Here is a 20,565-nt window from a genome sequence, read left to right as displayed (position 1 = left end):
GTGACCAACCTCAATGCAGTAGACCCCGCCGCCGTCGCGCAGGACGCCCACCTGGAGAGCGCCGACGTCGTCATCGGCAAGAACACCATCATCTTCCGCCGCTTCATGCGGAACAAGACAGCCGTGGCAGGGCTTGCCATCTTCCTCGCCCTGACCGTTTTCTCCTTCGTGGGCGGGTACTTCACCGAGTGGGACAAGCAAACCATCGACCCCTTCAACATCGGCATGCCGCCGTCGGCCGAACACTACCTGGGCACCTCCCAGGCCGGGATCGACCTCTACGCAATGACGGTGGAAGGCACCAGGATCTCCATCCTGATCGGACTGATCGTCGGGCTCGTGTCCGTCCTCGTCGCCGCCGTCTACGGGTGCACCATGGCCTACTTCGGCGGCAAGGTGGACAAGGTGATGCTCTTCATCCTCGAAGCGCTCATCATGATGCCGGCCCTCCTGGTGGTGGCTGTGGCCACCAGCGGCGGAGGCGAAGGGCTCAGGCGGGACCTGCCGTCCTGGCTGCTGCTGATCATTGTGCTGCTCGTCTTCAGCTGGATGGGAACAGCGAGGCTCATCCGGTCCCTCTCCATGTCACTCATGCAGCGGGACTTCGTCAAGGCCGCCCAGTACATGGGTGTTCCGGCGCGCCGGATCGTGTGGCGCCACCTCGTGCCCAACATCGGGTCGCTGCTGGTCCTGGACATCACCCGTGGAGTCACCGGCGCCATCCTCGCGGAAGTTGCCTTCTCCTTCATCGGCATCGGCATCAAGGTTCCGGATGTGAGCCTCGGCGTCCTGATCGGCGGCGCGACATCCCAGGTCCAGACCTTCCCCTGGATGTTTTGGGTGCCGTTGACCGTCATGTTCCTCCTCACGGGCTCGCTCGCGATGATGAACGACGGACTGCGCGACGCCTTCGATCCAAGCTCAAGCTCTTCCGGCAGCGCCAAAAAGCGTACCGCCCTGAAAGCCCGTGTTAAGGGGAACGCCTCATGAGCAGCGAAATTGCCGCCGGACCGGTTGACCAGCCCCAGTCAGCTGTGGAACGGCTGCACGTGGCCGGCCTTCACGCGCCGGCGGACGCAATCCTGTCCGTCAGGGACCTGAACGTACGCTTCAACACCGAAAACGGTGTGGTTCATGCAGTCCGGGGTGTCGACTTTGACCTCATGCCTGGAAAAACGCTCGGCATCGTGGGCGAATCCGGCTCCGGCAAATCGGTCACGTCCCTGGCCATCATGGGCCTCCTGCCCACCACGGCGGAGGTCACCGGCTCGGTACGGCTGAAGGGCAGGGAACTGCTGGGCCTCAGCGACAAGGCCATGTGCGAGTTCCGCGGCAATGAGCTTGCCATGGTCTTCCAGGATCCGCTGTCCTCGCTGACGCCCGTCTACACGGTGGGCAACCAGATCATCGAAGCGCTGACCATCCACAACCCCGCCATGAGCAAGCAGGCGAAAGAAGCCCACGCCGTCGAACTTCTTGCCATGGTGGGCATTCCCAGCCCCAAGGAACGCCTCAGGGCCTTCCCGCACGAGTTCTCCGGCGGCATGCGCCAGCGCGTGATGATTGCCATTGCCATCGCCAACAACCCGCGGGTCCTCATCGCAGATGAGCCGACGACGGCGCTGGACGTCACCATCCAGGCGCAGGTGCTGGAGGTGCTGCATACGGCGCAGGAGGAGACCGGAGCCGCCGTCGTGATGATCACGCACGACCTCGGCGTTGTGGCGGGCATGGCCGACGACATCATGGTGATGTACGCAGGCAGGCCGGTGGAGACCGGAGCGGTGGATGACATCTACTACAACCCTCGGATGCCGTACACCATGGGCCTGCTCGGGGCCGTTCCGCGCGTTGACGTTGCGGAGAAGTCATCGCTGGTGCCCATCGAGGGCATGCCGCCGAACCTGATCCACGCGCCCACCGGCTGCTCTTTCGCGCCCCGTTGCCCGCTCGCCACGGACGCGTGCCTGGAGGGTGAACCGGCGCTGGCGCCGGTTCCGGGGCCGGCCGCCCACCGCGCCGCCTGCATCAAATCCGGTTCGCTGGGCGGCGACGTTGATGTCCATGACGTCTTCGCCGCTCCGCCGGTGCCGGTATCCCGCTTCGACGCCATCCCGAGGGAGGAGCGCTCCACCGTCCTGCAGCTGAAGGACGTCCGGAAGCACTTCCCGCTCACAAAGGGCGCACTGCTGAAACGCCGCATCGGTACCGTCAAGGCCGTGGACGGACTGAGCTTCGATATCCGCGAAGGGGAATGCTTCTCCATCGTGGGCGAGTCGGGCTCAGGGAAGACCACCACCCTGCTGGAAATCATGGAGTTCCACAAGGACCAGGACGGCGAGGTGGTGATCGGCGGGATCAGCAACAAGCAGGCCGCCGACGGCAAGACCAGGAGCGCCATGCGCCGGGAGCTCCAGATGGTGTTCCAGGACCCGACCGGCGCGCTTGATCCCCGGTTCACGGTGTATGAAGTCCTTGCTGAACCGCTGCAGAACGCGGGCATGAACAAGGCCGACACCAAGAAGCGGATCATGGAACTGATGAAGCTGGTGGGCCTGCAGCCTGACCATGTGAACCGCTTCCCCAACCAGTTCTCCGGCGGGCAGCGCCAGCGCATCGGCATAGCCCGCGCACTGGCCGTGAACCCGAAGCTTGTGGTCCTGGACGAGCCCGTCTCGGCCCTGGACGTCTCGGTGCAGGCCGGCGTCATCAACCTCCTGGACAAGCTCCGGGCCGAGCTGGGCCTCAGCTACCTGCTGGTGGCGCACGATCTGTCAGTGGTCCGGCACATCTCCAACCGGGTGGCGGTGATGTACCTGGGGAAAATCGTGGAAATCGGCGAAGTGGACCGGGTGTTCGACAACCCACGCCACCCCTACACCCGCGCCCTGCTCTCCGCCATCCCCGTGCCGGACCCGCAGCTGGAGCGCACCCGGGAACGCATCATCCTCCAGGGCGACCTGCCGTCTCCACTGGGCACCCCCAAGGGCTGCAACTTCGCCACCCGCTGCCCGGTCTTTGCTGCGCTGCCGGCAGCGAAGCAGGAAAAGTGCCTGACCCTGGAACCGCCGCTGGAGCAGGTAGCACCCTCCCCGGCGGCCCAAACCCTGGCGGCGGAACCACTGCCCGCCCCGGACCAACGCTTCGCCTGCTTCTTCCCTGACGGAGAGCCGGACGAGGACATGCTGGTAGTCCACGAATCGGCGGGCCACCATGCGCCCTAGGTTTCTTCGACCTATCACAAGCACCACCACTCGCACCAACGAAGGGAACACCATGAGGAATCTGAACAGGATCGGCGGAGCGGCGGCCATCACCGCAGCTCTGGCGCTGACGGCCTGCGGCGGCGGTGGCGGGTCCACTGGCCCGGAAACGGCCAAGGGACAGGAGGCAGGCAGCGACCTGTCCAAGCTCATCAGCATCAACGAGAAGCCGGCAGCCGATCTTGAACAGGGCGGCAAGGTCACCCTTCCGCTGGGCAACATCGGGCCGGACTTCAACGGGTTCTCCAACAACGGCAACAGCGCGGACAACTCCGCGCTACAAATCCCAATGAACCCGGTCGCTGTGAACAGTGGCGGCATCGGGGGCTGCTGGAAGCTCGACTTCGAGGGCAAGGCGTCCCCCAACAAGGACTTTTGCGAGACCGTGGAAAACGAAGTCGAGGATGGCAAGCAGACCATCACCATCAAGGTCAACGAGAAGGCCACCTACAACGACGGCACCCCGATCGACGTCAAGGCCTTCCAGAACACCTGGAACATCCTCAAGAGCCCGGATGCGGGCTACGACATCGTCAGCTCGGGTGCCTATGAATTCGTGGAATCCGTCGAGGCAGGCAGCAGCGACAAGGAAATTATCGTCAAGACCAGCCAGCCGGTTTATCCGCTGGAGGACCTGTTCTTTGGACTGATCCACCCCGCCGTGAACAGCCCCGAGATCTTCAACGAGGGCTTCAACGGCGAGCTGCACCCGGAATGGATGGCCGGTCCGTTCAAGCTGGACCAGTACGACACCGCCGCCAAGACCGTCACGCTGGTGCCCAACGAGAAGTGGTGGGGCAACAAGCCGGTCCTGGAAAATGTGGTGTTCCGCCAGCTGGAGACCAGCGCCCAGATCGCTGCCTTCAAGAACGGTGAGATCGACGCCATGTCCGCTAACACCATCTCCCTCTACAAGCAGCTTGAGGGCACCAGCAACTCCGAGGTCCGCCGCGGCCAGCGCCTGTTTGCCGGCGGCATGAACCTTAACGCCCAGCGCATCACCGACGTCGCCGTCCGCGAGGCCATCTTCGCGGCGGTTGACCGTGAAGCCCTCCGCAAGGTGCGCTTCAACGGCCTGAACTGGGAAGAGCCCAGCTCCGGGTCCATGATGCTCCTGCCGTTCTCCGAGTACTACCAGGACAACTACCCCGTGAAGGAAACCGGACCGGAAGCCGCCAAGAAGGTGCTGACGGACGCCGGCTACACCGAGAACGCGAACGGCATCATGGAGAAGGACGGCAAGCCCGCAGCCTTCAAGATCAGCAACTTCGGTGACGATCCCACCACCCTCGCCTTCACCCAGACCCTGCAGCAGCAGCTCCAGGCCGGCGGCATGGATGTTGGAATTGACCAGCGGGCCTCGGCCGACTTCGGCAAGGTCCTGGGTTCACGCGAGTTCGACATGAGCGTCTCCGGCTACACCGTGGGCGCGGACGCCACGTCCGCCGTCAAGCAGTACTACGACTCCAAGACCAACGAGAACCAGCTGGGCGACGCCGAGCTGGACAAGAAGATCGCTGATCTGGCCTCCATCGAGGACAACGCCGAGCGTAACAAGGCGGCCATGGAAGTGGAGAAGGAGCACATGGCGAAGTACTTCTCCATGGGTGTGGTCATGAACGGCCCGCAGATCTCCTTCGTCCGCACGGGCCTGGCCAACTACGGCCCGTCCCTGTTCCAGAGCCTCTCCCAGGTTCCGGATTGGACCACCCTCGGCTGGGAAAAGAAGTAAACCCCCACCTTGTAACGCTCTCTCACTCCCTGCAGGTTTTCCTGCCACGCTCTCTCACTTTCCGGTGATCCTTGCCGGAAAGTGAGAGAGCGCTTGTGTTTTTGGGGCAGGAAGTGAGAGAGCGTCCGGAGTACGGTAGCCCTATGACCGGGACTGAAGCTTCAGCACGCACCATTCGCACCGCCGTCGTGGGTTTCGGGTTGTCCGGGAGTGTGTTCCACGCGCCCCTGATAGCAGCGGACCCGCGGTACACACTCAGCATGATTGCCACGTCCAACGCCCGCAGGGAGGCTGCGGCGGCCGCGCAGTACCAGGAGGTGAAGACCGTGCCGGACGGCCAGGCAGTCCTTGAACACGCCAACGATGTGGACCTGGTGGTGTTGGGGACCCCGCCCGCCACCCATTACCCGCTGGCCAAGGCAGCCTTGGAAGCGGGCCTTGATGTGGTGGTGGACAAGCCTTTCGCCGTGACAAGCGCGCAGGGGCAGGAGCTCGTCACGCTGGCCCGGCAACTTGGCCGGGTCCTGACGGTATTCCAAAACCGGCGCTGGGACGGCGACTTCCTGACCCTGCGGAAGCTCCTGGCAGCTGATGCCCTGGGCAAGGTGACACGGTTTGAATCACGTTTTGAGCGGTGGTCGCCCGCCATCGCCAAGGCCTGGAAGGCCCGCGCCACCGCGGCCGACGGAGGCGGAACGCTGTTCGACCTCGGCAGCCACCTGATCGACCAGGCCCTCCAGCTCTTCGGGCCGGCCGCCGTGGTCCACGCGGAACTGAAGGTGCGCCGCTCGGACGAACGGGCGGACGACGACGTTTTCCTGGTCCTGCGGCATGAGTCCGGTGTGATCAGCCACCTCACCATGAACATGCTCTGCGCGCAGCAGGCCCCGCGGTTCCGCGTGCTGGGTTCCGTGGGCGGTTTCACCAAGAACGGGGTGGACCCGCAGGAGCCGTACATTGCAGCCGGCGGCAGCCCCCTGGACGCGGAATACGGCCAGGAGGCACCCGAGTGGGCAGGCCTCCTGGGCCGCGATGGACACCTGGACGCCCTGCCCACCGAGCGCGGCGCCTACCCGGAGTTCTACCGGCTCCTGGCAGACAAAATCCTCGACGGCGGCACGGCGTCAGACCTGCCCCTCCCCGTAGACCCAACAGACGCCGTCGAGTCCTTGAAAATCATTGAACAAGCACGGGAACTGGCCGCATCAGTTCGTTAACGGCCGCAACGGAGGCCATTCGGAAGCGTGCGTCAAAGCGACGAAGGAGCAGCACGCGGGGATGGCCGCCGTTGCGGCCGGAACCCCGAGACTACGCCGAGACCAGTTCGTGCCAGTCCGCTACGAGGGGCAGGTTGTGGGCCTCGGACACGGAGTGGTGCGCCACGTGGCCGGCGGCAATGTTGAGGCCGGCTGCGAGGGCGGGGTCGCGGTCGAATGCTGCCCGGACGCCCAGGTTGGCGAGGGCCACCGCGTGCCGCAGGGTGACGTTGGTCAGCGCGTAGGTTGAGGTGTTGGGCACGGCGCCGGGCATGTTGGCCACGCAGTAGAAGATGGTGTTGTGCACCTTGTACGTGGGCTCCTGGTGCGTGGTGGGGTGGGTGTCCTCGAAGCAGCCGCCCTGGTCCACGGCGATGTCCACCAGGACTGAACCGGGCTTCATGCGGGCCACGAGGTCGTTGGTGACCAGCTTGGGGGCCTTGGCGCCGGGGATGAGGACGGACCCGATCACCAGGTCCGCATCCACCACGGACTTTTCGATCTCGTACTTGTTGGAGGCCACGGTCTTGAGCCGGCCCTGGTACTGGGCGTCCAGTTCACGCAGTCGGTTGATGTTGATGTCCAGGATGGTGACGTCGGCGCCCAGGCCCAGCGCCATGGCGGCGGCGTTGGTGCCGGCCACGCCGGCGCCGAGGACAACGACCTTGGCCGGCCGGACGCCGGGAACGCCGCCGAGCAGCACGCCCTTGCCGCCTGCGGGGGCCATGAGCGAGGATGCGCCCACCTGCACGGAAAGCCGGCCCGCCACCTCGGACATGGGGGCGAGCAGCGGAAGGGTGCGGCCCTCCTGGACGGTTTCATAGGCGATGGCGGTGACGCCGGAGTTGATGAGCTCACGGGTGAGTTCGGGCTCGGCGGCCAGGTGAAGGTATGTGAAGAGAATGAGGCCCTTGCGGAAGCGGTGGTACTCGGCCTTGACCGGCTCCTTGACCTTCATGACCATGTCCGCGCGAGCCCAGACGTCGTCCGTCTCGTTGACGATCTCGGCACCGGCGATGGCGTATTCCTCATCTGTGATGCCCGAGCCCAGCCCCGCGCCGCGCTCCACCAGCACGGTGTGGCCGTTACTGCGGAATTCGTGGACGCCGGCGGCGGTGATGGCCACCCGGAACTCGTTGTTCTTGATTTCTTTGGGGACGCCGATGATCATCGTGGGCTCCATATCTTCGGCCTGGTCAGCCGGAAAGTGCGGAAGGATTTCGTGTATCAACGATAAATCCGGTTGTGAGCCAGCTGACATGAAGGCAAGGCGAGGGCTGAAGCGGATCCGCGCCATTCCGGGAATTCTGGCATCAGTGGCTCGACGTTTGTCGAGCCGCGGGGCGGCAGGTGTCGCCTCATGTCCGTTCGTCCACGGGACCTTCCGGGCAGTAGTGTTGGCGCATGCAGCTGCAGGGTGTGGAACAACTGGTTGAGCAGGTGGCGCAGAAGCTGGGCCGTGGCCTGTCGCTCGAGGACCTGGACGGTGTGCTGCTTGCCTACAGCTCCAACCAGTCCCACGCCGACCGGGTCCGGGTGAACTTCCTGCTGAGCAAGAAAGTCCCCGCGGACGTCAGCGCCTGGCAGCTCTCGCACGGCATTGCCACGGCGGTGCGGCCCGTGGTGGTCCCCGCCAACCAGGACCTGGGCATGCTGGGCCGCGTCTGTGTTCCGCTGATGGTGCGCGGCTTCCGGGTGGGATACCTGTGGGTGCAGCAGGACTCGGCGGATGAAAGCCCGACGGCGATCCTCACCCAGTTGCCGGCCGTCAACCACGAGCTCGAGATGCTGTCGGGGCTCCTGCTGGACTCGAACACTGCGGAATCGGAGTTCCGGCGTGGGCGTGAGCGGGAGTTCCTGGCCGCCTGCGCCGGCGAACCCAATGCCGTGGCCGCCGTCGCGGGCTGGAAGGAAGTCCAGGGCCGCGGCCCCTGGCAGGTAGTGACGGTGCTCGACGCCGACGGGTGGTCCGGCGGGCCGGACCCCATCGCGTCCACCCTGATCCACCGGTCTGCCGCGCTGCAGGCGACCATTGGCGTGGACTCCGCACTGTTCAGCGCGGGGACGGAGACGCATTCGGTGGTCCTGTTCCGCGAGTTGTCCGGCAGGGCGAACCACGCGCAGGTCCTGGTGCACTACCAGCTGGAACTCGCCAAGCGCTCCGGCCGTCCGGTCCACCGCATCATCCTGGGCCTTAGTGAGGGCTTTGCCCGGCCGCGGGAGCTCGCCGCCGCGTACCGGCAATCGAAGGTGGCGGCCCAGGCCGCAGCCGTGGACCCGCAGCTGGGCGAACTCGTTGACTGCCGGGCCGCGGGGGTCTATCAGCTCCTCGCGTCCGCAGGGGGCGGGGCCAGTGCCTGGGCTGACTCGGGTTCGGTCTACTTCCGCATGCTTGAGGACCACGACCGCAACGGGGAGCTTCTGCCGGTCCTGGAACTTCTCTACGACAATGACGGCTCCGTCCAGGACGTGGCCACCAAACTCCACCTGCACCGCAGCAGCATCTACAACAGGCTGGGCCGCATCCGGCAGCTGCTTGGCGTGGATCCGCTCAAGGGGATGCCCCGCCTGGAGCTCCACGCCGCGCTGAAGATGCGCCGCTGGGCAGCCAGGCCCAGGATCTAGGCGCCCGCCCCGGGGTCCTTCCCGGCCTCGCGCAGCTCCGCCTTTTTCTGCTGCTCCAGCCAGGCCATGATGGCGGCCCGCGGAATCCGCCGGTGGGTTCCGCGGTACTCCACCGGGATCTCGCCGCGGTCCGTCATGTTCCGCAGGTAGGTGTGCGAGATGCCGGCCAGTTCCGCTGCCTTGGAGGTGGTGAGCATGTCCTCCACGCTGCTGACCGTCACCGCTTCGCTGCGGCTGAGCCGGTGCAGGAGATCGACGACGGCATCCCTCGCCTGGGGCGGCAGCCGGTGGACGGTGCCGTCCACGAAGACGGTGATGTCGTCGCTGCCAGCCAATGCCCGGCCCAGCTTTTCGGCATCCTCCGACGGGAGCGCGCCAGTGATCCGGGGAGCTATCAGTGCCATGCACCCAGCCTACCGGCGGCCATCCCGCACCAGGCGTATGCTCGGCTGATGGAACTTAGTGGCGGCCGGGACGTCGAGGCGGGCGGATTCAGGGGCAGGCTGTACGCCTCGGCAAAACCCGCGGGCTCCGCGCCCAGGCCCGCCTACGTCCTGCTGCACGGCATCGGAGTGTCCCACCGGTACCTGGCCCGGCTGCATCTCGAACTGGCCCGGGAGGCGGACGTCTACACCTTCGACCTCCCGGGCTTCGGAAAGGCTTCACGGCCCCCGCGCCAGCTGCAGATCGGGGACTTTGCGGCGTTCGTGGGCGCTGTCCTGGCGGAGGAAGGAGTTTCCAGCTACGTGGTGGTGGGCCACTCCATGGGGACGCAGTCCGCGGTGGAGCTCGCGCTCCAGGAGCCCGGCCGGGTGGCGGGCGCCGTGCTGATGGGACCCGTGGTGGACTCCCCCCGGAAGACAGTCACCAGGCAGGCGCTGGCACTCACGCGCGATGCCCTGTTCAGGGAGAGCCTGACCTCGAACGCCCTCGTGTTCAGCGACTACTTCAGGGCCGGCCCGCGCTGGTACCTGACCGAGCTGCCCGTGATGATGGACTACCCCATGGAGGAAAAGGTGGCCGCCCTCAGCCAGTCCGTCCTCATCCTTCGCGGCGCCAGGGACCCCATCGCGCGCCGCCCCTGGTGCGAACACCTGGCCGCAGTCGCCCGCCAGGGCACCATGGCTGAAATCCCGGGGCAGGGCCACGTCCTGCAGCACACCGCCCCGGGCGCATCGGCCGAGGCCATCAGCGGCTGGGTCCGCGCCCTGGACGGCTTCGGCGTCACCGCCTAGGCCGGGCGGCGCCAGCCCAGGCGGGCCTCGTCCCTAGAGTCCGAGTTCGTCCAGCACGGGCAGCTTCTCCCGAACCCACGCCCGCGCTTCCGTGGCACTGGGAGCGGACAGTGCCAGCTTGGCCAGCTGCTGTGCCTCCTCGAGCGTGACGGTCTTCAGGACGGCGGCCACGGCAGCGAGGGAGCGGGCCGTCATGGAGAGGGTGCTGACGCCAAGGCCGGTCAGGACGACGGCGAGGGCTGGGTCGGCGGCTGCCTCCCCGCAGACGCCCACGGGTTTGTTGTTGCCTTCCGCCCGGGAGCCTTCGACTGTCAGCCCCACGAGGCGCAGGACGGCAGGCTGCCACGGGGTGTTGAGGTTGGCGAGCGGGCCGAGCTGGCGGTCCGCGGCCATGGCGTACTGGGTGAGGTCGTTAGTGCCGAGGCTGGCGAAGGCCACCTCCCGAAGGATGGCTTCCGCGGTCAGGGCGGCGGAGGGAACCTCAACCATGACACCGGGGGTCTTGATGCCCGCATCGGCGCACATCGAGGCAAAGCGTGCGGCTTCTTCCGCGGTGGAGATCATGGGCGCCATGACCCAGACGTCCGCCTCGGACTGCTTTTCCGCCAGGGCGATGGCCTCCAGCTGGCGGTCCAGGACCCCGGGGGTGGTGAAGTCGGTGCGGTAGCCTCGGACGCCAAGGGCCGGATTGGGCTCGGTGGAGTCAGTCAGGAACGGAAGCGGCTTGTCCGCGCCGGCATCGAGCGTTCGCAGGACCACTTTCTTGCCCGGGAAAGCATCAAAAACACTCTTGTAGGCTGCGGCCTGCTCTTCAACGCTGGGCTCGGTATCCCGCTCAAGGAAGCAGAACTCGGTGCGGAACAGGCCCACGCCCTGGGCGCCCAGCTTGGCGGCGGCCTCGGCATCCTTGCCGCCGCCAACATTGGCAAGCAAAGGCACCAGGTGGCCGTCCGCCGTCGCACCCGTTCCGCTGAACTCGGCCAGGAGGGACGCCGTGGCAGCCCATGCTTCCGCTGCTGCGCGAAGAGACTCGTCGGGTTCGGAGGTGATGCTGCCGGCGGCGCCGTCCACATAGACTTCGGTGCCGTCGGGGAGCTCGTCCACGCCCACTGCGGCCACAACGGCGGGAAGGCCCAGGGACCGGGCGATGATGGCGGTGTGGGACTGCGGACCTCCGCCGGCCGTGACCAGTGCCAGGACCTTGTTGGGGTCCAGGGTGGCGGTGTCGGCGGGGGCCAGGTCCTCGGCCACCAGGACGAACGGGGTGCTGGAGGCGGGGATGCCGGGGGCGGGCACGCCCCGCAGTTCGGCAACGATCCGGGCGCGGACGTCCAGGACGTCGGTGGCGCGTTCGGCCATGTAGCCGCCCAGGTTGTGGAGCATCTCTGACACTGAGGAGCCGGACTCCCAGATGGCGCGCTCGCCGGACATGCCGCGTGCCACAAGCTTGGCCGCGCCCTTGATGAGCATGGTGTCCTTGGCCATCAGTGCTGTGGCTTCCAGGACAGCCTTGCCGTCTCCGGTGGCGTGGGCGGCGCGGGCCTTCAGTTCATCGTGCACCGCCTGGGATGCTGCCTTCAGCGCTGCGGTTGCTTCCTCGGCGGTGGTCCCTGGTGCCAGCTGCTCACCGGCGGGAGGTTCGCTGATGGGTTTGGGCATCTGCCGGACGGTGCCGATGACGCGGCCTGGGCTGACGCCTACTCCTGGGAAGTTCTGCACTGAAGGTCCTCATTCTCTGCCGGTTGCCAGGCCCGCCCGATATGTCCGGCGCCATGCCGGTCCGCCGGAAGACTGCTGCGTCCGGAGGCGTGAACGTGCCTGAAAAAAATTGTATGTGATTCAGTTCATATAGCAATGCTATAGGTGCTAGGGTAGCGGTTATGAGTTTGGATGGCCAGCTTCCCCCCAAAATGCGGCTGCTTCGGGCTGCCGCGGAGCTGCTGGCGAACTCCGGGGGAGCTCCCGTCTCCACCCGCCAGATCACCCAGCTGGCGGGGGTCACAGCCCCCACGCTGTACCACCACTTCGGTGACAAGGAAGGTTTGTTCGACGCCGTCGTTGCCGCAGGGTTTGAAGAGTATGTTGCGGGCGAAAGGGATTTCGCCCCCTCCGGACAGCCGCTCGAGGATATCCGGAGAATGTGGGACAACCACGTCCAGTTCGGGCTTAACCAGCCGGAGCTGTACCTGGTGATGTTCGGCAATATCCGCCCGGAAAGCCGCCCGGCAATCGTCGCAGATGCCGAGGCGCTCATGGAGGAAATGCTGAACAAGGCAGCGGTGGCGGGCCAGCTGAACGTCCAGCCCCGGGAAGCAGCCAGGTCCATCCTGGCGGCCAACGTGGGCGTGACCCTCATGCTGATTGCGGAGCCCGCCTCCGAACGGAACCTCGAACTGTCCACCATGACCCGGGACGCCATGATCTTTGCGGTGTCCGCCGAGCCCGCCAGCGGCGCGGCTCCGGGCGACGCCGGGAAGTCCTCGGTGGTGGTGGCCGCGATCGCCCTGAACGCCGCACTTCAGGCCTCGCACTCTGACCAGCTTTCAAGCTCGGAACTCAAGCTTTTCCTCGAATGGCTTCACCGCATCTCCACCAGCCCGGCGGGCTGAACCCGCACATTCCGGCAGTACGTCGTCGTAAGTATCGGACCATCCTGCGGAGCCGCAGGAATGACGGTTAGGAAATCACATGGCAACAGAGACAGTTGCAAAACCCCGCACCAGCGCACGCGTGCATGTCCAGAAGTTCGGGACGTTCCTGTCCGGCATGATCATGCCCAACATCGGCGCCTTCATTGCCTGGGGCCTCATCACCGCACTCTTCATTGAAAAGGGATGGTTCCCCGTTCCCCAGCTTGGCGGCTTTGGGGAGACGGACGGGGTGGCGAACACCGGCCTGGTGGGGCCGATGATCACCTACCTGCTGCCGCTCCTGATCGCCTACACCGGCGGCCGGATGGTCTATGACGTCCGCGGCGGCGTTGTCGGTGCCATCGGCACCATGGGCGTGATTGTGGGTGCCGGCATCCCGATGTTCATCGGTGCCATGATCATGGGCCCGCTCGGCGGCTGGACCATGAAGAAGATCGACTCGATCTGGGACGGCAAGATCCGTCCCGGCTTTGAGATGCTGGTCAACAACTTCTCCGCCGGCATCTGGGGTGCCCTGTTGGCCATGCTGGGCTTCTTCGGCATCGCCCCGGTAGTTACGGCCTTCAGTGAGGGCGCCGGCAGGGTGGTCCAGTTCCTGGTGGACAACGGACTGCTGCCGCTGACCAGCATCTTTATTGAACCGGCCAAGGTGCTCTTCCTGAATAACGCCATCAACCACGGCGTGCTCACCCCGCTGGGTGTCCAGCAGTCGCTGGAGCAGGGCAAGTCCATTCTGTTCCTGCTTGAAGCCAACCCCGGTCCGGGCCTGGGCATCCTGCTCGCCTACATGTTCTTCGGCCGTGGCGCCGCAAAGGCTTCCGCCCCGGGTGCAGCCATCATCCACTTCCTGGGCGGCATCCACGAGATCTACTTCCCCTACGTTTTGATGCGCCCGCTGCTCATCCTCGCTGCCATCGCCGGCGGAATGACTGGCATCGCCACCCTGGCCATCACCGGCTCGGGCCTGGTGGCGCCGGCCGCCCCCGGCTCCATTTTCGCCGTGCTCGCCCAGACCTCCCGGGACAGCTACATCGGCGTGATCCTCGCGGTCCTGCTGGCGACGGCCGCCTCCTTCCTGGTGGCCTCCGTCATCATGAAGACCACCAAGCACAGCGATGAGGTGGACCTCAACGATGCCACCTCACGGATGGAGCAGATGAAGGGCAAGAAGAGCTCCGTGGCCTCCACCCTGACGGGCGCCGGGGCAGGTGCTGCCGCGGGCGGCGGTGTTGGTGTCCTGGCGGGCCCGGTGCGCAACATCGTGTTTGCGTGCGACGCCGGCATGGGCTCCAGTGCCATGGGCGCCTCGGTGCTGCGCAACAAGATCAAGGCGGCCGGCTTCCCGGACGTCAAGGTCACCAACGCGGCCATCGCCAACCTTCGCGACGACTACGACGTCGTGATCACCCACCAGGACCTGACGGAACGGGCCAAGCCCGCCACGTCCAGTGCCGTCCACTACTCCGTTGACAACTTCATGAGCAGCCCGCGCTACGACGAAATCGTGGAGCTGGTCAGGGAGAGCAACAGCGAGGGTGCTGTGACAGCGGAAGGTCCGGACGCCGGTGCCGGATCGCCCGGCGGAGCATCCGCTTCCGGCCCCGCAACTGCCGCTGCAGCGGGGGCAGGGGCAGGGGCTGCCGCCGCCAGCCACGGCGCCCACGCGGCCGACGCCCCCGCGGACGCGGCTCCCGCCGCCGGAACCGCCGGTGCGCCGGAGATCCTGGCCCGTGAGAGCGTGGTGCTGGACGGTTCAGCCACAACCCGCGACGCCGCAATCGACGAAGCCGGCAGGCTGCTGCTGGCCCGCGGCGCCGTGGATGAGGGATATATTGCCGCCATGCACGAGCGCGAGGAATCCGTGTCCACCTACATGGGCAGCTTCCTGGCCATCCCCCACGGCACCAACGCCGCCAAGGACCACATCCGGAAGTCCGCGGTGTCCGTGATCCGCTACCCGCAGGGCATCGACTGGAACGGCAAGCAGGTCAAGTTCGTGGTGGGGGTGGCAGGAGTCAACAACGAGCACCTGCACATCCTGTCCTCCATCGCGAAGGTCTTCACCAGCAAGGAGCAGGTTGCCCGGCTGGAGGCGGCCACCTCGGTGGATGAAGTCCTGGAACTCTTCGGAAAGGTCAACGCATAGTGAAGGCTGTTCATTTCGGGGCCGGGAACATCGGCCGTGGCTTTGTGGGCCTGCTCCTGCATGACGCCGGCTACGAGGTGGTGTTCGCCGACGTGGCGGAGGAGCTCATCGCCCAGCTGGCAGCGGCGGACAGCTACTCCGTGCACGAGGTGGGGGAGAACCCCGCAGTGCGGACGGTCAACAACTTCCGGGCGCTGAACTCCACCACGCAGGAAGCGGAACTGATCGGGGAGATTGCGACGGCGGACATCGTCACCACCGCCGTGGGCCCCCACATCCTGAAGTTCGTGGCCCCTGCCATTGCCAAGGGCATCGCGGCGAGGGATGCGGGCCTGGCTCCGCTGCAGGTCATGGCCTGCGAGAACGCCATCAATGCCACGGACATCCTCGCCAAAGAGGTGGTCTCCCAGCCGGGGGCTGCCGCCGGCGCGCTGGACGGGAAGGCTGTGTTTGCCAACACCGCCGTGGACCGGATCGTTCCCAACCAGGAAGCGGGACAGGGCCTGGACGTCACCGTGGAGACGTTCTACGAGTGGGTCATCGACCGCACGGCCTTTGCAGGGGCAGCGCCGGCCATTCCGGGTGCCACGTTCGTGGACGATCTCTCGCCGTACATCGAACGGAAGCTGTTCACGGTGAACACCGGCCACGCATCGGCGGCCTACTTCGGGTTCGAGGCGGGCCTGGAGAAGATCTCCGAGGCCATGGCCGACCAGGACGTGGCCGAGGACGTGCGGGCGGTGCTGGAGGAGACCAAGCAGCTGCTGGTCTCCAAGCACGGCTTCAGCAACGACGAGCAGGAGGCCTATGTCCAGAAGATCCTGGTGCGCTTCTCCAATCCGTACCTGCCTGACACGGTGAACCGGGTGGGCCGCGCGCCGCTGCGGAAGCTGAGCCGGCACGAACGGTTTATTGGTCCGGCCGCCGAGCTGGCGGAGCGGGGCATTGTGCCGGAGGCGCTCCTGGGCGCCATTGCCGCGGCCCTGCGCTTCACCGATCCGGCCGATGCCGAGGCAACGGAGCTGGCAGGCATCCTGGCCTCTTCCAGCCCGGCGGACGCCACGGCCCGCATCACCGGGCTGGAGCCCGACCATCCGCTGTTCAACGCGGTGGCAACCCTGGTGGAGGAGCGGCAGGCGGAGGCGGCCAAGGCCCCGGCCTAAACCCTCTCGCACTTGCTGCAGCCTTTTCAGGAACCCTCTCGCAGATCCTGCAGCTTTCCCCAACCCTCCAACAACGCACGACGCCGGCACTCACCCCAGTGCCGGCGTCGTGCTACTTCGCCTGGCCAGGCGCTGCGGCCCCGGTGAGCACCCGGCCCACGTACCGCATCACCAGGGATCCGGCTATCAGGGCCGCGGAGAACGGCAGGAAGAACAGGGTGACGAGCTGGAAGACCACGCTGAGGAGCGCCCCCACTGCCTGCGAATAGGACGGCCCCAACTGCAGCGACTGGAGGATCTGGGGAGCGAGGATGACCGCGATCGCGCCGGCTGCACCAATGATGATTCCTGCCCGCAGGGTTGTTTTCGGCAGGGCTGACAAAGTTTTCTGATCCATGACGGACTCCCCCAATAAGGTGATTCACTCCAACGCTGGTCCCCCCACCCAAACATGGGGCGCGGCTGAGGGCAAGGATGCTGGAGAGGCCGTGGAATGCTGGTTCAGTGACAACGAAACGTGCTTCTTCGGATACCCCGCCCTTTTTGATGACGGCCGACGTCGGCAGCGGGACTTTCCGTCTCCGCCCCGCCTTGCGTGGAGACCTGCCTGCCATCGTCCAGCTCCTTGCGGACGATTCCATGGGCGCCGCGCGCGAAAGCGACGGGGACATGGAACCGTATGAGCGGGCCTTTGAAGCGATCGACGCCGACCCCCGCCACCTGCTCGTCGTGGGGGAGTTGGTGCGTCCGGGGTCAGCTGACACTCCCGTGGTGAGCACCTTCCAGATCAGCTTCCTGCCCGGCATGTCGCGGCGGGGCGCCTGGCGCTCGCAGATCGAGGGCGTGCGAGTGGCGGCCGGCGTCCGGGGCCAGGGGCTCGGAAACCTCATGGTGCAGTGGGCCATCGACGAGTCCCGGCGCCGCGGGTGCTCACTGATGCAGCTGACCACCCACAAATCACGGACGGCGGCGCAGCGTTTTTATGGGCGCCTCGGCTTCACGGCGGACCACGAAGGCATGAAGCTTCCGCTCTGATCGCTGCACCCACAAACGGGCACCGCACCCGGGAGTTCCGGGGTGCAATGCCCGTTGAAGGGTGCAGAACGAAAGCGGGCGCTATGCCTTCTTCGAACCCTTGGCCACGAACAGCGTTTCGGCCTGCTCCAGGGACATCCCGTTGGTCTCCGGCACCTTGAACATCACGAAGAAGAAGGACGCGGCGGCGAACAGGGCGTACATGGCGTAAGTGAGCGGCAGCGAGCCGGCCGCCATTACCGGGAAGCTGAGCGTGATCACAAAGTTGGCCACCCACTGGGCTGCCGCGGCCAGGCCCAGGGCCCGGGCACGGATCCGGGACGGGAAGATCTCACCCAGCAGGACCCACACCAGCGGACCCCACGATGCGCCGAAGCTGACCACAAAGACGTTGGCCGCCACCAGCGCCACCGGACCCCAGGCGCCGGGAAGGGAAATCTCCTCGCCGGACCCAACGGCGGTGGAGAAGGCCACAGCCATGGCACCCAGGGACACGGCCATGCCCACGGAGCCGGCCAGCAGGATGGGCCGGCGCCCGATGCGGTCCACCAGGGCGATCGCCACGAGCGTGACCAGGATGTTGGTGACGGACGTGGCCACGGAGATGGTGAGCGAGTCCTTCTCCTGGAAGCCCACGGCCTTCCAGAGGGTGGTGGAGTAGTAGAAGATCACGTTGATGCCCACGAACTGCTGCAGGACGGACAGGATAATGCCCACCCACACCACTGCCTGCAGGCCGAACGTCTTGCCGCGCACCGAGCCCTTTTGGCCGGCCAGCTTGTCCTCCTCGATGGCATCCTGGATCTCGCGGATGTGGCGGTCGGTTTCTCCGGCGGGGACGATGGAATCAAAGACCTTCCGGGCTTCGTCTTCCTTGCCCTGGAACACCAGGAAGCGCGGCGATTCGGGAAGGGTAAAGGCGATCCAGCCGTACACCACCGCGGGCAGGGCCGCGGCCAGGAACATCCAGCGCCACGCCTCGATCCCCAGCCAGTAGGCCTGGTCGGCGCCGCCGGCGCTGGTAGCCAGGAGCGCGTCGGACAGCAGCGCGGCAAAGATGCCCGTGGTGATGGCCAGCTGCTGCAGCGAGGCCAGCCGGCCGCGGACGTGCCGCGGCGAAATCTCGGAGATGTAGGCGGGGGCGATGACCGAGGCGAGGCCGATTCCCAGACCGCCCACCAGGCGCCAGAAGACCAGGTCCCAGACGCCGAAGGCGAACCCCGTGCCCAGGGCGCTGACCAGGAAGAGCAGCGCGCCCAGCTTCATGGCAGGGATGCGCCCGTAGTGGTCCGCCACCTTGCCGGCGAGATAGGCGCCGGCAGCGCAGCCAAGCAGCGCAACGGCCACCGCGAAGCCGGTCACGGCCTCTGACAGCGCAAACTCGTCCTTCATGGCATCCACGGCGCCGTTGACCACCGACGAGTCAAAGCCAAACAGGAATCCGCCCACCGCGCCCGCAAGCGCCAGCCAGATCACCCGCTGCGGTATTTGGGCGGTTGTCTGCTCCTGTGCAGTGGGCATGGGTCTCCCTAGGTCTGGGTTTTGGTGGATGCGGTGCGGACGTCGTCGGCTGCGGAACCGGCCCTGGGCCGGCGCACACGCGTTACACAGTGTTCCATGCCACGGAGCGCCGTTCCAGTTGAGGGCACAGCAGGGCCTCGCGGCGCTTTAACGAACGACGACGGCGGGAGGCGCCGCCGTCGTGGTCGTCCGTCTTGGGGGCCGGCTGGCTTAGTGGGCCGGCACCGACTCCTGGGAGGCTGCCTTGGAATCCGTGAGCTTCTTGTTGGGCAGCGCGAAACTGATCAGGAACGCGACGCCGGTGAGCACGGCCGCCGTGAGCATGACGGCGTCGATGGCGTACGCGAAGCCTTCCGTGATGGGGCGCGTCAGTGTGCTGTTGGCGGTGTGGAGCCAGCTGGTGTCATTAAGGGATTCGTTGGAGGCGCCGTTCTGGAAGAACTCGTACAGCTTGGCGTTGGCGGGATCCGTTGCGACGGCCGGGTCCTGCAGGACTGCCTGGTACTCCGGGCTTCCCATCGCCGACTTCATGGTGTCGGCGATCCGGGCCGCCGCCAGGCTGAACAGCATGGAGATGAACACGGCCGTGCCTACGGCGCCGCCCATGGAGCGGAAGAACGCAGCCGAGGAGGTGCCCACGCCCATGTCGCGGCGCGGTACGGACACCTGCATGGCCAGGGTGAGTGGCTGCATGCAGAAGCCCAGGCCCATTCCGAAGAACACCGCGATCACGCCGGGAACCCAGAGGCCTGTGTCCACGCCCAGGGACAGCCCCATGGCGGTGGCGGCCGCCGTGAGGATGGCCGTGCCCAGGATGGGGAAGATCCGGTACGTGCCGGACGCCGAGATGGTGCGGCCCGCCGTGATGGAGCCGGTGAGGATGCCCACGGTAAAGGTGATCATCATCAGGCCCGCTTCGGTGGGCGTGAGGCCCTTCACCAGTTGCAGGTACAGCGGGAGCATGGCGATGGCCCCGAACATGCCGATGCCGATGATGAAGTTCAGCAGCGAGGACAGGCCGAACGTAACGTTCCGGAAGAGGCGCAGGGGAATGAGGGCGTAGTCGCCGGCACGTTTCTCGGCCAGCAGGAACCAGGCGATGCCCGCCACGCCCAGGCCGTAGCAGAGGAAGGAGTTGAAGGACGCCCAGCCCCAGCTGCGGCCCTGCTCCGCCACCAGCAGCAGCGGCACGATGGCAAGCGTGATGGCCGCCGCGCCAAAGTAGTCGATCTTCTGCTTCACGTGCTTTGCCGGCAGGTGCAGGAACAGGAACACCACCGTGAGCGCGGCCAGGCCGATGGGCAGGTTGATGAAGAACACCCACCTCCAGCCCTCAACACCGAGGATAGTGGCGGAACCGGCAAACGCGCCGCCCACCACCGGCCCCAGCACGGAGGAGATGCCGAAAACGGACATGAAGTAGCCCTGGTACTTTGCCCGGTCCTTGAGCGAGACAATGTCGCCGATGATGGTCAGCGCGAGGGCCAGCAGGCCGCCCGCCCCGAGCCCCTGGACACCGCGGGCCAGCGCCAGTTCGGTCATGGAATGCACCGACCCTGCGTACAGCGAGCCCGCCAGGAAGATCACGATGGCGGTCAGGTACAGCGGGCGGCGGCCGAAAATGTCGCTCAGCTTGCCGTACAGCGGGGTGCTGACCGTGGACGTGATCAGGTAGGCGGTGGTCGCCCAGGCCTGGAGCGAGAGCCCGTCCAGGTCGTTGGCGATGGTGTAGATGGACGTGGACACGATGGTCTGGTCCAGCGATGCCAGGAACATGCCCAGCATCAGGCCCACCATCACGGTGACAATCTGGCGCTGTGTCAGGTTTTCTCCGGCGGCGCGCGCGGCAGGTGCTGTGGACATGGGTACTCCAAGGAAGGAAAGGGATCACGCGTTGATAGTTGCTTTCAGTAACTATCCTAGGTGCAGTCCTATTCC

Annotated in this window: 16 protein-coding genes; 10 read left to right on the top strand and 6 right to left on the bottom strand. The window is 66.2% G+C overall.

Features of this window, described 5'->3' with window-relative positions; genetic code table 11:
* From HTS88_RS09320 to HTS88_RS09305, 4 genes are all read left to right on the top strand, one after another.
* Positions 1-990, top strand: coding sequence for an ABC transporter permease subunit (locus HTS88_RS09320; protein WP_174177658.1), 990 nt, complete (start codon positions 1-3; stop codon positions 988-990).
* Positions 987-3,224: an ABC transporter ATP-binding protein gene (locus tag HTS88_RS09315; protein ID WP_174177656.1), complete on the top strand. Its 2,238-nt coding sequence runs from the start codon at positions 987-989 to the stop codon at positions 3,222-3,224. Before HTS88_RS09320 ends, HTS88_RS09315 begins: the two co-directional genes overlap by 4 nt.
* Positions 3,225-3,276: 52 nt before the next feature.
* Positions 3,277-4,995, top strand: coding sequence for an ABC transporter family substrate-binding protein (locus HTS88_RS09310; RefSeq protein ID WP_174177654.1), 1,719 nt, complete (start codon positions 3,277-3,279; stop codon positions 4,993-4,995).
* A gap of 143 nt (positions 4,996-5,138) precedes the next feature.
* Entirely contained in the window at positions 5,139-6,212 is a 1,074-nt protein-coding gene (locus tag HTS88_RS09305) for a Gfo/Idh/MocA family protein (protein ID WP_174177652.1), read from the top strand.
* Between the two features lie 91 nt (positions 6,213-6,303).
* Here HTS88_RS09305 and ald read toward each other — a convergent pair whose 3' ends face one another.
* Entirely contained in the window at positions 6,304-7,422 is a 1,119-nt protein-coding gene (ald, locus tag HTS88_RS09300) for an alanine dehydrogenase (RefSeq protein ID WP_174177650.1), read from the bottom strand.
* A 233-nt stretch (positions 7,423-7,655) separates the two neighbouring features.
* Between ald and HTS88_RS09295 the strand changes: the two genes are divergently transcribed.
* Complete coding sequence (locus HTS88_RS09295) at positions 7,656-8,876, top strand: PucR family transcriptional regulator (protein ID WP_174177648.1); 1,221 nt, start codon at positions 7,656-7,658, stop codon at positions 8,874-8,876.
* Here the strand turns inward: HTS88_RS09295 and HTS88_RS09290 are convergent.
* A complete protein-coding gene (locus HTS88_RS09290; protein WP_174177646.1) occupies positions 8,873-9,280 on the bottom strand; it encodes a helix-turn-helix domain-containing protein in 408 nt (135 codons plus the stop codon). The two genes, HTS88_RS09295 and HTS88_RS09290, sit on opposite strands and share 4 nt — an antisense overlap.
* 48 nt (positions 9,281-9,328) lie before the next feature.
* On the opposite strand from HTS88_RS09290, the gene HTS88_RS09285 reads away from it, so the two are divergent.
* Positions 9,329-10,111: an alpha/beta fold hydrolase gene (locus tag HTS88_RS09285; RefSeq protein WP_174177644.1), complete on the top strand. Its 783-nt coding sequence runs from the start codon at positions 9,329-9,331 to the stop codon at positions 10,109-10,111.
* A 33-nt stretch (positions 10,112-10,144) separates the two neighbouring features.
* Here the strand turns inward: HTS88_RS09285 and ptsP are convergent, their stop codons facing one another.
* Positions 10,145-11,830 carry a phosphoenolpyruvate--protein phosphotransferase gene (ptsP, locus tag HTS88_RS09280; RefSeq protein ID WP_174177642.1) on the bottom strand — a complete coding sequence of 562 codons (1,686 nt, stop codon included), beginning with the start codon at positions 11,828-11,830 and terminating at the stop codon, positions 10,145-10,147.
* A gap of 161 nt (positions 11,831-11,991) precedes the next feature.
* Here ptsP and HTS88_RS09275 point away from each other — a divergent pair, with 161 nt between their 5' ends.
* The 3 genes from HTS88_RS09275 (at position 11,992) to HTS88_RS09265 (ending at position 16,071) form a co-directional block, all read left to right on the top strand.
* Entirely contained in the window at positions 11,992-12,720 is a 729-nt protein-coding gene (locus HTS88_RS09275) for a TetR/AcrR family transcriptional regulator (RefSeq protein ID WP_174177640.1), read from the top strand.
* A 79-nt stretch (positions 12,721-12,799) separates the two neighbouring features.
* On the top strand, positions 12,800-14,908 hold the full coding sequence (locus HTS88_RS09270) for a PTS mannitol transporter subunit IICBA (protein WP_174177638.1): 2,109 nt from the start codon (positions 12,800-12,802) through the stop codon (positions 14,906-14,908).
* Positions 14,908-16,071 (top strand): mannitol-1-phosphate 5-dehydrogenase, encoded by a 1,164-nt coding sequence (locus HTS88_RS09265; protein ID WP_174177635.1) that lies wholly within the window; start codon positions 14,908-14,910, stop codon positions 16,069-16,071. Before HTS88_RS09270 ends, HTS88_RS09265 begins: the two co-directional genes overlap by 1 nt.
* Before the next feature lie 112 nt (positions 16,072-16,183).
* On the opposite strand, the gene HTS88_RS09260 is transcribed toward HTS88_RS09265, so the two are convergent.
* Positions 16,184-16,468, bottom strand: a complete 285-nt coding sequence (locus HTS88_RS09260; protein WP_174177633.1) for a hypothetical protein — start codon at positions 16,466-16,468, stop codon at positions 16,184-16,186.
* A 149-nt stretch (positions 16,469-16,617) separates the two neighbouring features.
* On the opposite strand from HTS88_RS09260, the gene HTS88_RS09255 reads away from it, so the two are divergent.
* Positions 16,618-17,106 (top strand): GNAT family N-acetyltransferase, encoded by a 489-nt coding sequence (locus HTS88_RS09255; RefSeq protein ID WP_174177826.1) that lies wholly within the window; start codon positions 16,618-16,620, stop codon positions 17,104-17,106.
* 81 nt (positions 17,107-17,187) lie between these two features.
* On the opposite strand, the gene HTS88_RS09250 is transcribed toward HTS88_RS09255, so the two are convergent.
* Complete coding sequence (locus tag HTS88_RS09250) at positions 17,188-18,627, bottom strand: sugar porter family MFS transporter (protein ID WP_174177632.1); 1,440 nt, start codon at positions 18,625-18,627, stop codon at positions 17,188-17,190.
* A 210-nt stretch (positions 18,628-18,837) separates the two neighbouring features.
* Positions 18,838-20,490: an MDR family MFS transporter gene (locus HTS88_RS09245; RefSeq protein ID WP_174177630.1), complete on the bottom strand. Its 1,653-nt coding sequence runs from the start codon at positions 20,488-20,490 to the stop codon at positions 18,838-18,840.
* Positions 20,491-20,565: the final 75 nt, after the last annotated feature.

This window comes from Pseudarthrobacter oxydans, assembly GCF_013314975.1.
Classification (GTDB): Bacteria; Actinomycetota; Actinomycetes; order Actinomycetales; family Micrococcaceae; genus Arthrobacter; species Arthrobacter oxydans.
The sequence above is the reverse complement of the archived record's forward strand: the minus strand, read 5'-3'. Positions and strand labels throughout refer to the sequence as shown.

Excerpts from the sequence above, each read along its gene's own strand:
- HTS88_RS09315 (WP_174177656.1), top strand. The coding sequence starts at position 987 with ATGAGCAGCGAAATTGCCGCCGGACCGGTTGACCAGCCCCAGTCAGCT.
- HTS88_RS09310 (WP_174177654.1), top strand. The coding sequence starts at position 3,277 with ATGAGGAATCTGAACAGGATCGGCGGAGCGGCGGCCATCACCGCAGCT.
- HTS88_RS09260 (WP_174177633.1), bottom strand. The coding sequence starts at position 16,468 with ATGGATCAGAAAACTTTGTCAGCCCTGCCGAAAACAACCCTGCGGGCA.
- HTS88_RS09295 (WP_174177648.1), top strand. The coding sequence starts at position 7,656 with ATGCAGCTGCAGGGTGTGGAACAACTGGTTGAGCAGGTGGCGCAGAAG.
- HTS88_RS09270 (WP_174177638.1), top strand. The coding sequence starts at position 12,800 with ATGGCAACAGAGACAGTTGCAAAACCCCGCACCAGCGCACGCGTGCAT.
- HTS88_RS09255 (WP_174177826.1), top strand. The coding sequence starts at position 16,618 with ATGACGGCCGACGTCGGCAGCGGGACTTTCCGTCTCCGCCCCGCCTTG.
- HTS88_RS09250 (WP_174177632.1), bottom strand. The coding sequence starts at position 18,627 with ATGCCCACTGCACAGGAGCAGACAACCGCCCAAATACCGCAGCGGGTG.
- HTS88_RS09245 (WP_174177630.1), bottom strand. The coding sequence starts at position 20,490 with ATGTCCACAGCACCTGCCGCGCGCGCCGCCGGAGAAAACCTGACACAG.
- ald (WP_174177650.1), bottom strand. The coding sequence starts at position 7,422 with ATGATCATCGGCGTCCCCAAAGAAATCAAGAACAACGAGTTCCGGGTG.
- HTS88_RS09285 (WP_174177644.1), top strand. The coding sequence starts at position 9,329 with ATGGAACTTAGTGGCGGCCGGGACGTCGAGGCGGGCGGATTCAGGGGC.
- HTS88_RS09305 (WP_174177652.1), top strand. The coding sequence starts at position 5,139 with ATGACCGGGACTGAAGCTTCAGCACGCACCATTCGCACCGCCGTCGTG.
- HTS88_RS09275 (WP_174177640.1), top strand. The coding sequence starts at position 11,992 with ATGAGTTTGGATGGCCAGCTTCCCCCCAAAATGCGGCTGCTTCGGGCT.
- HTS88_RS09290 (WP_174177646.1), bottom strand. The coding sequence starts at position 9,280 with ATGGCACTGATAGCTCCCCGGATCACTGGCGCGCTCCCGTCGGAGGAT.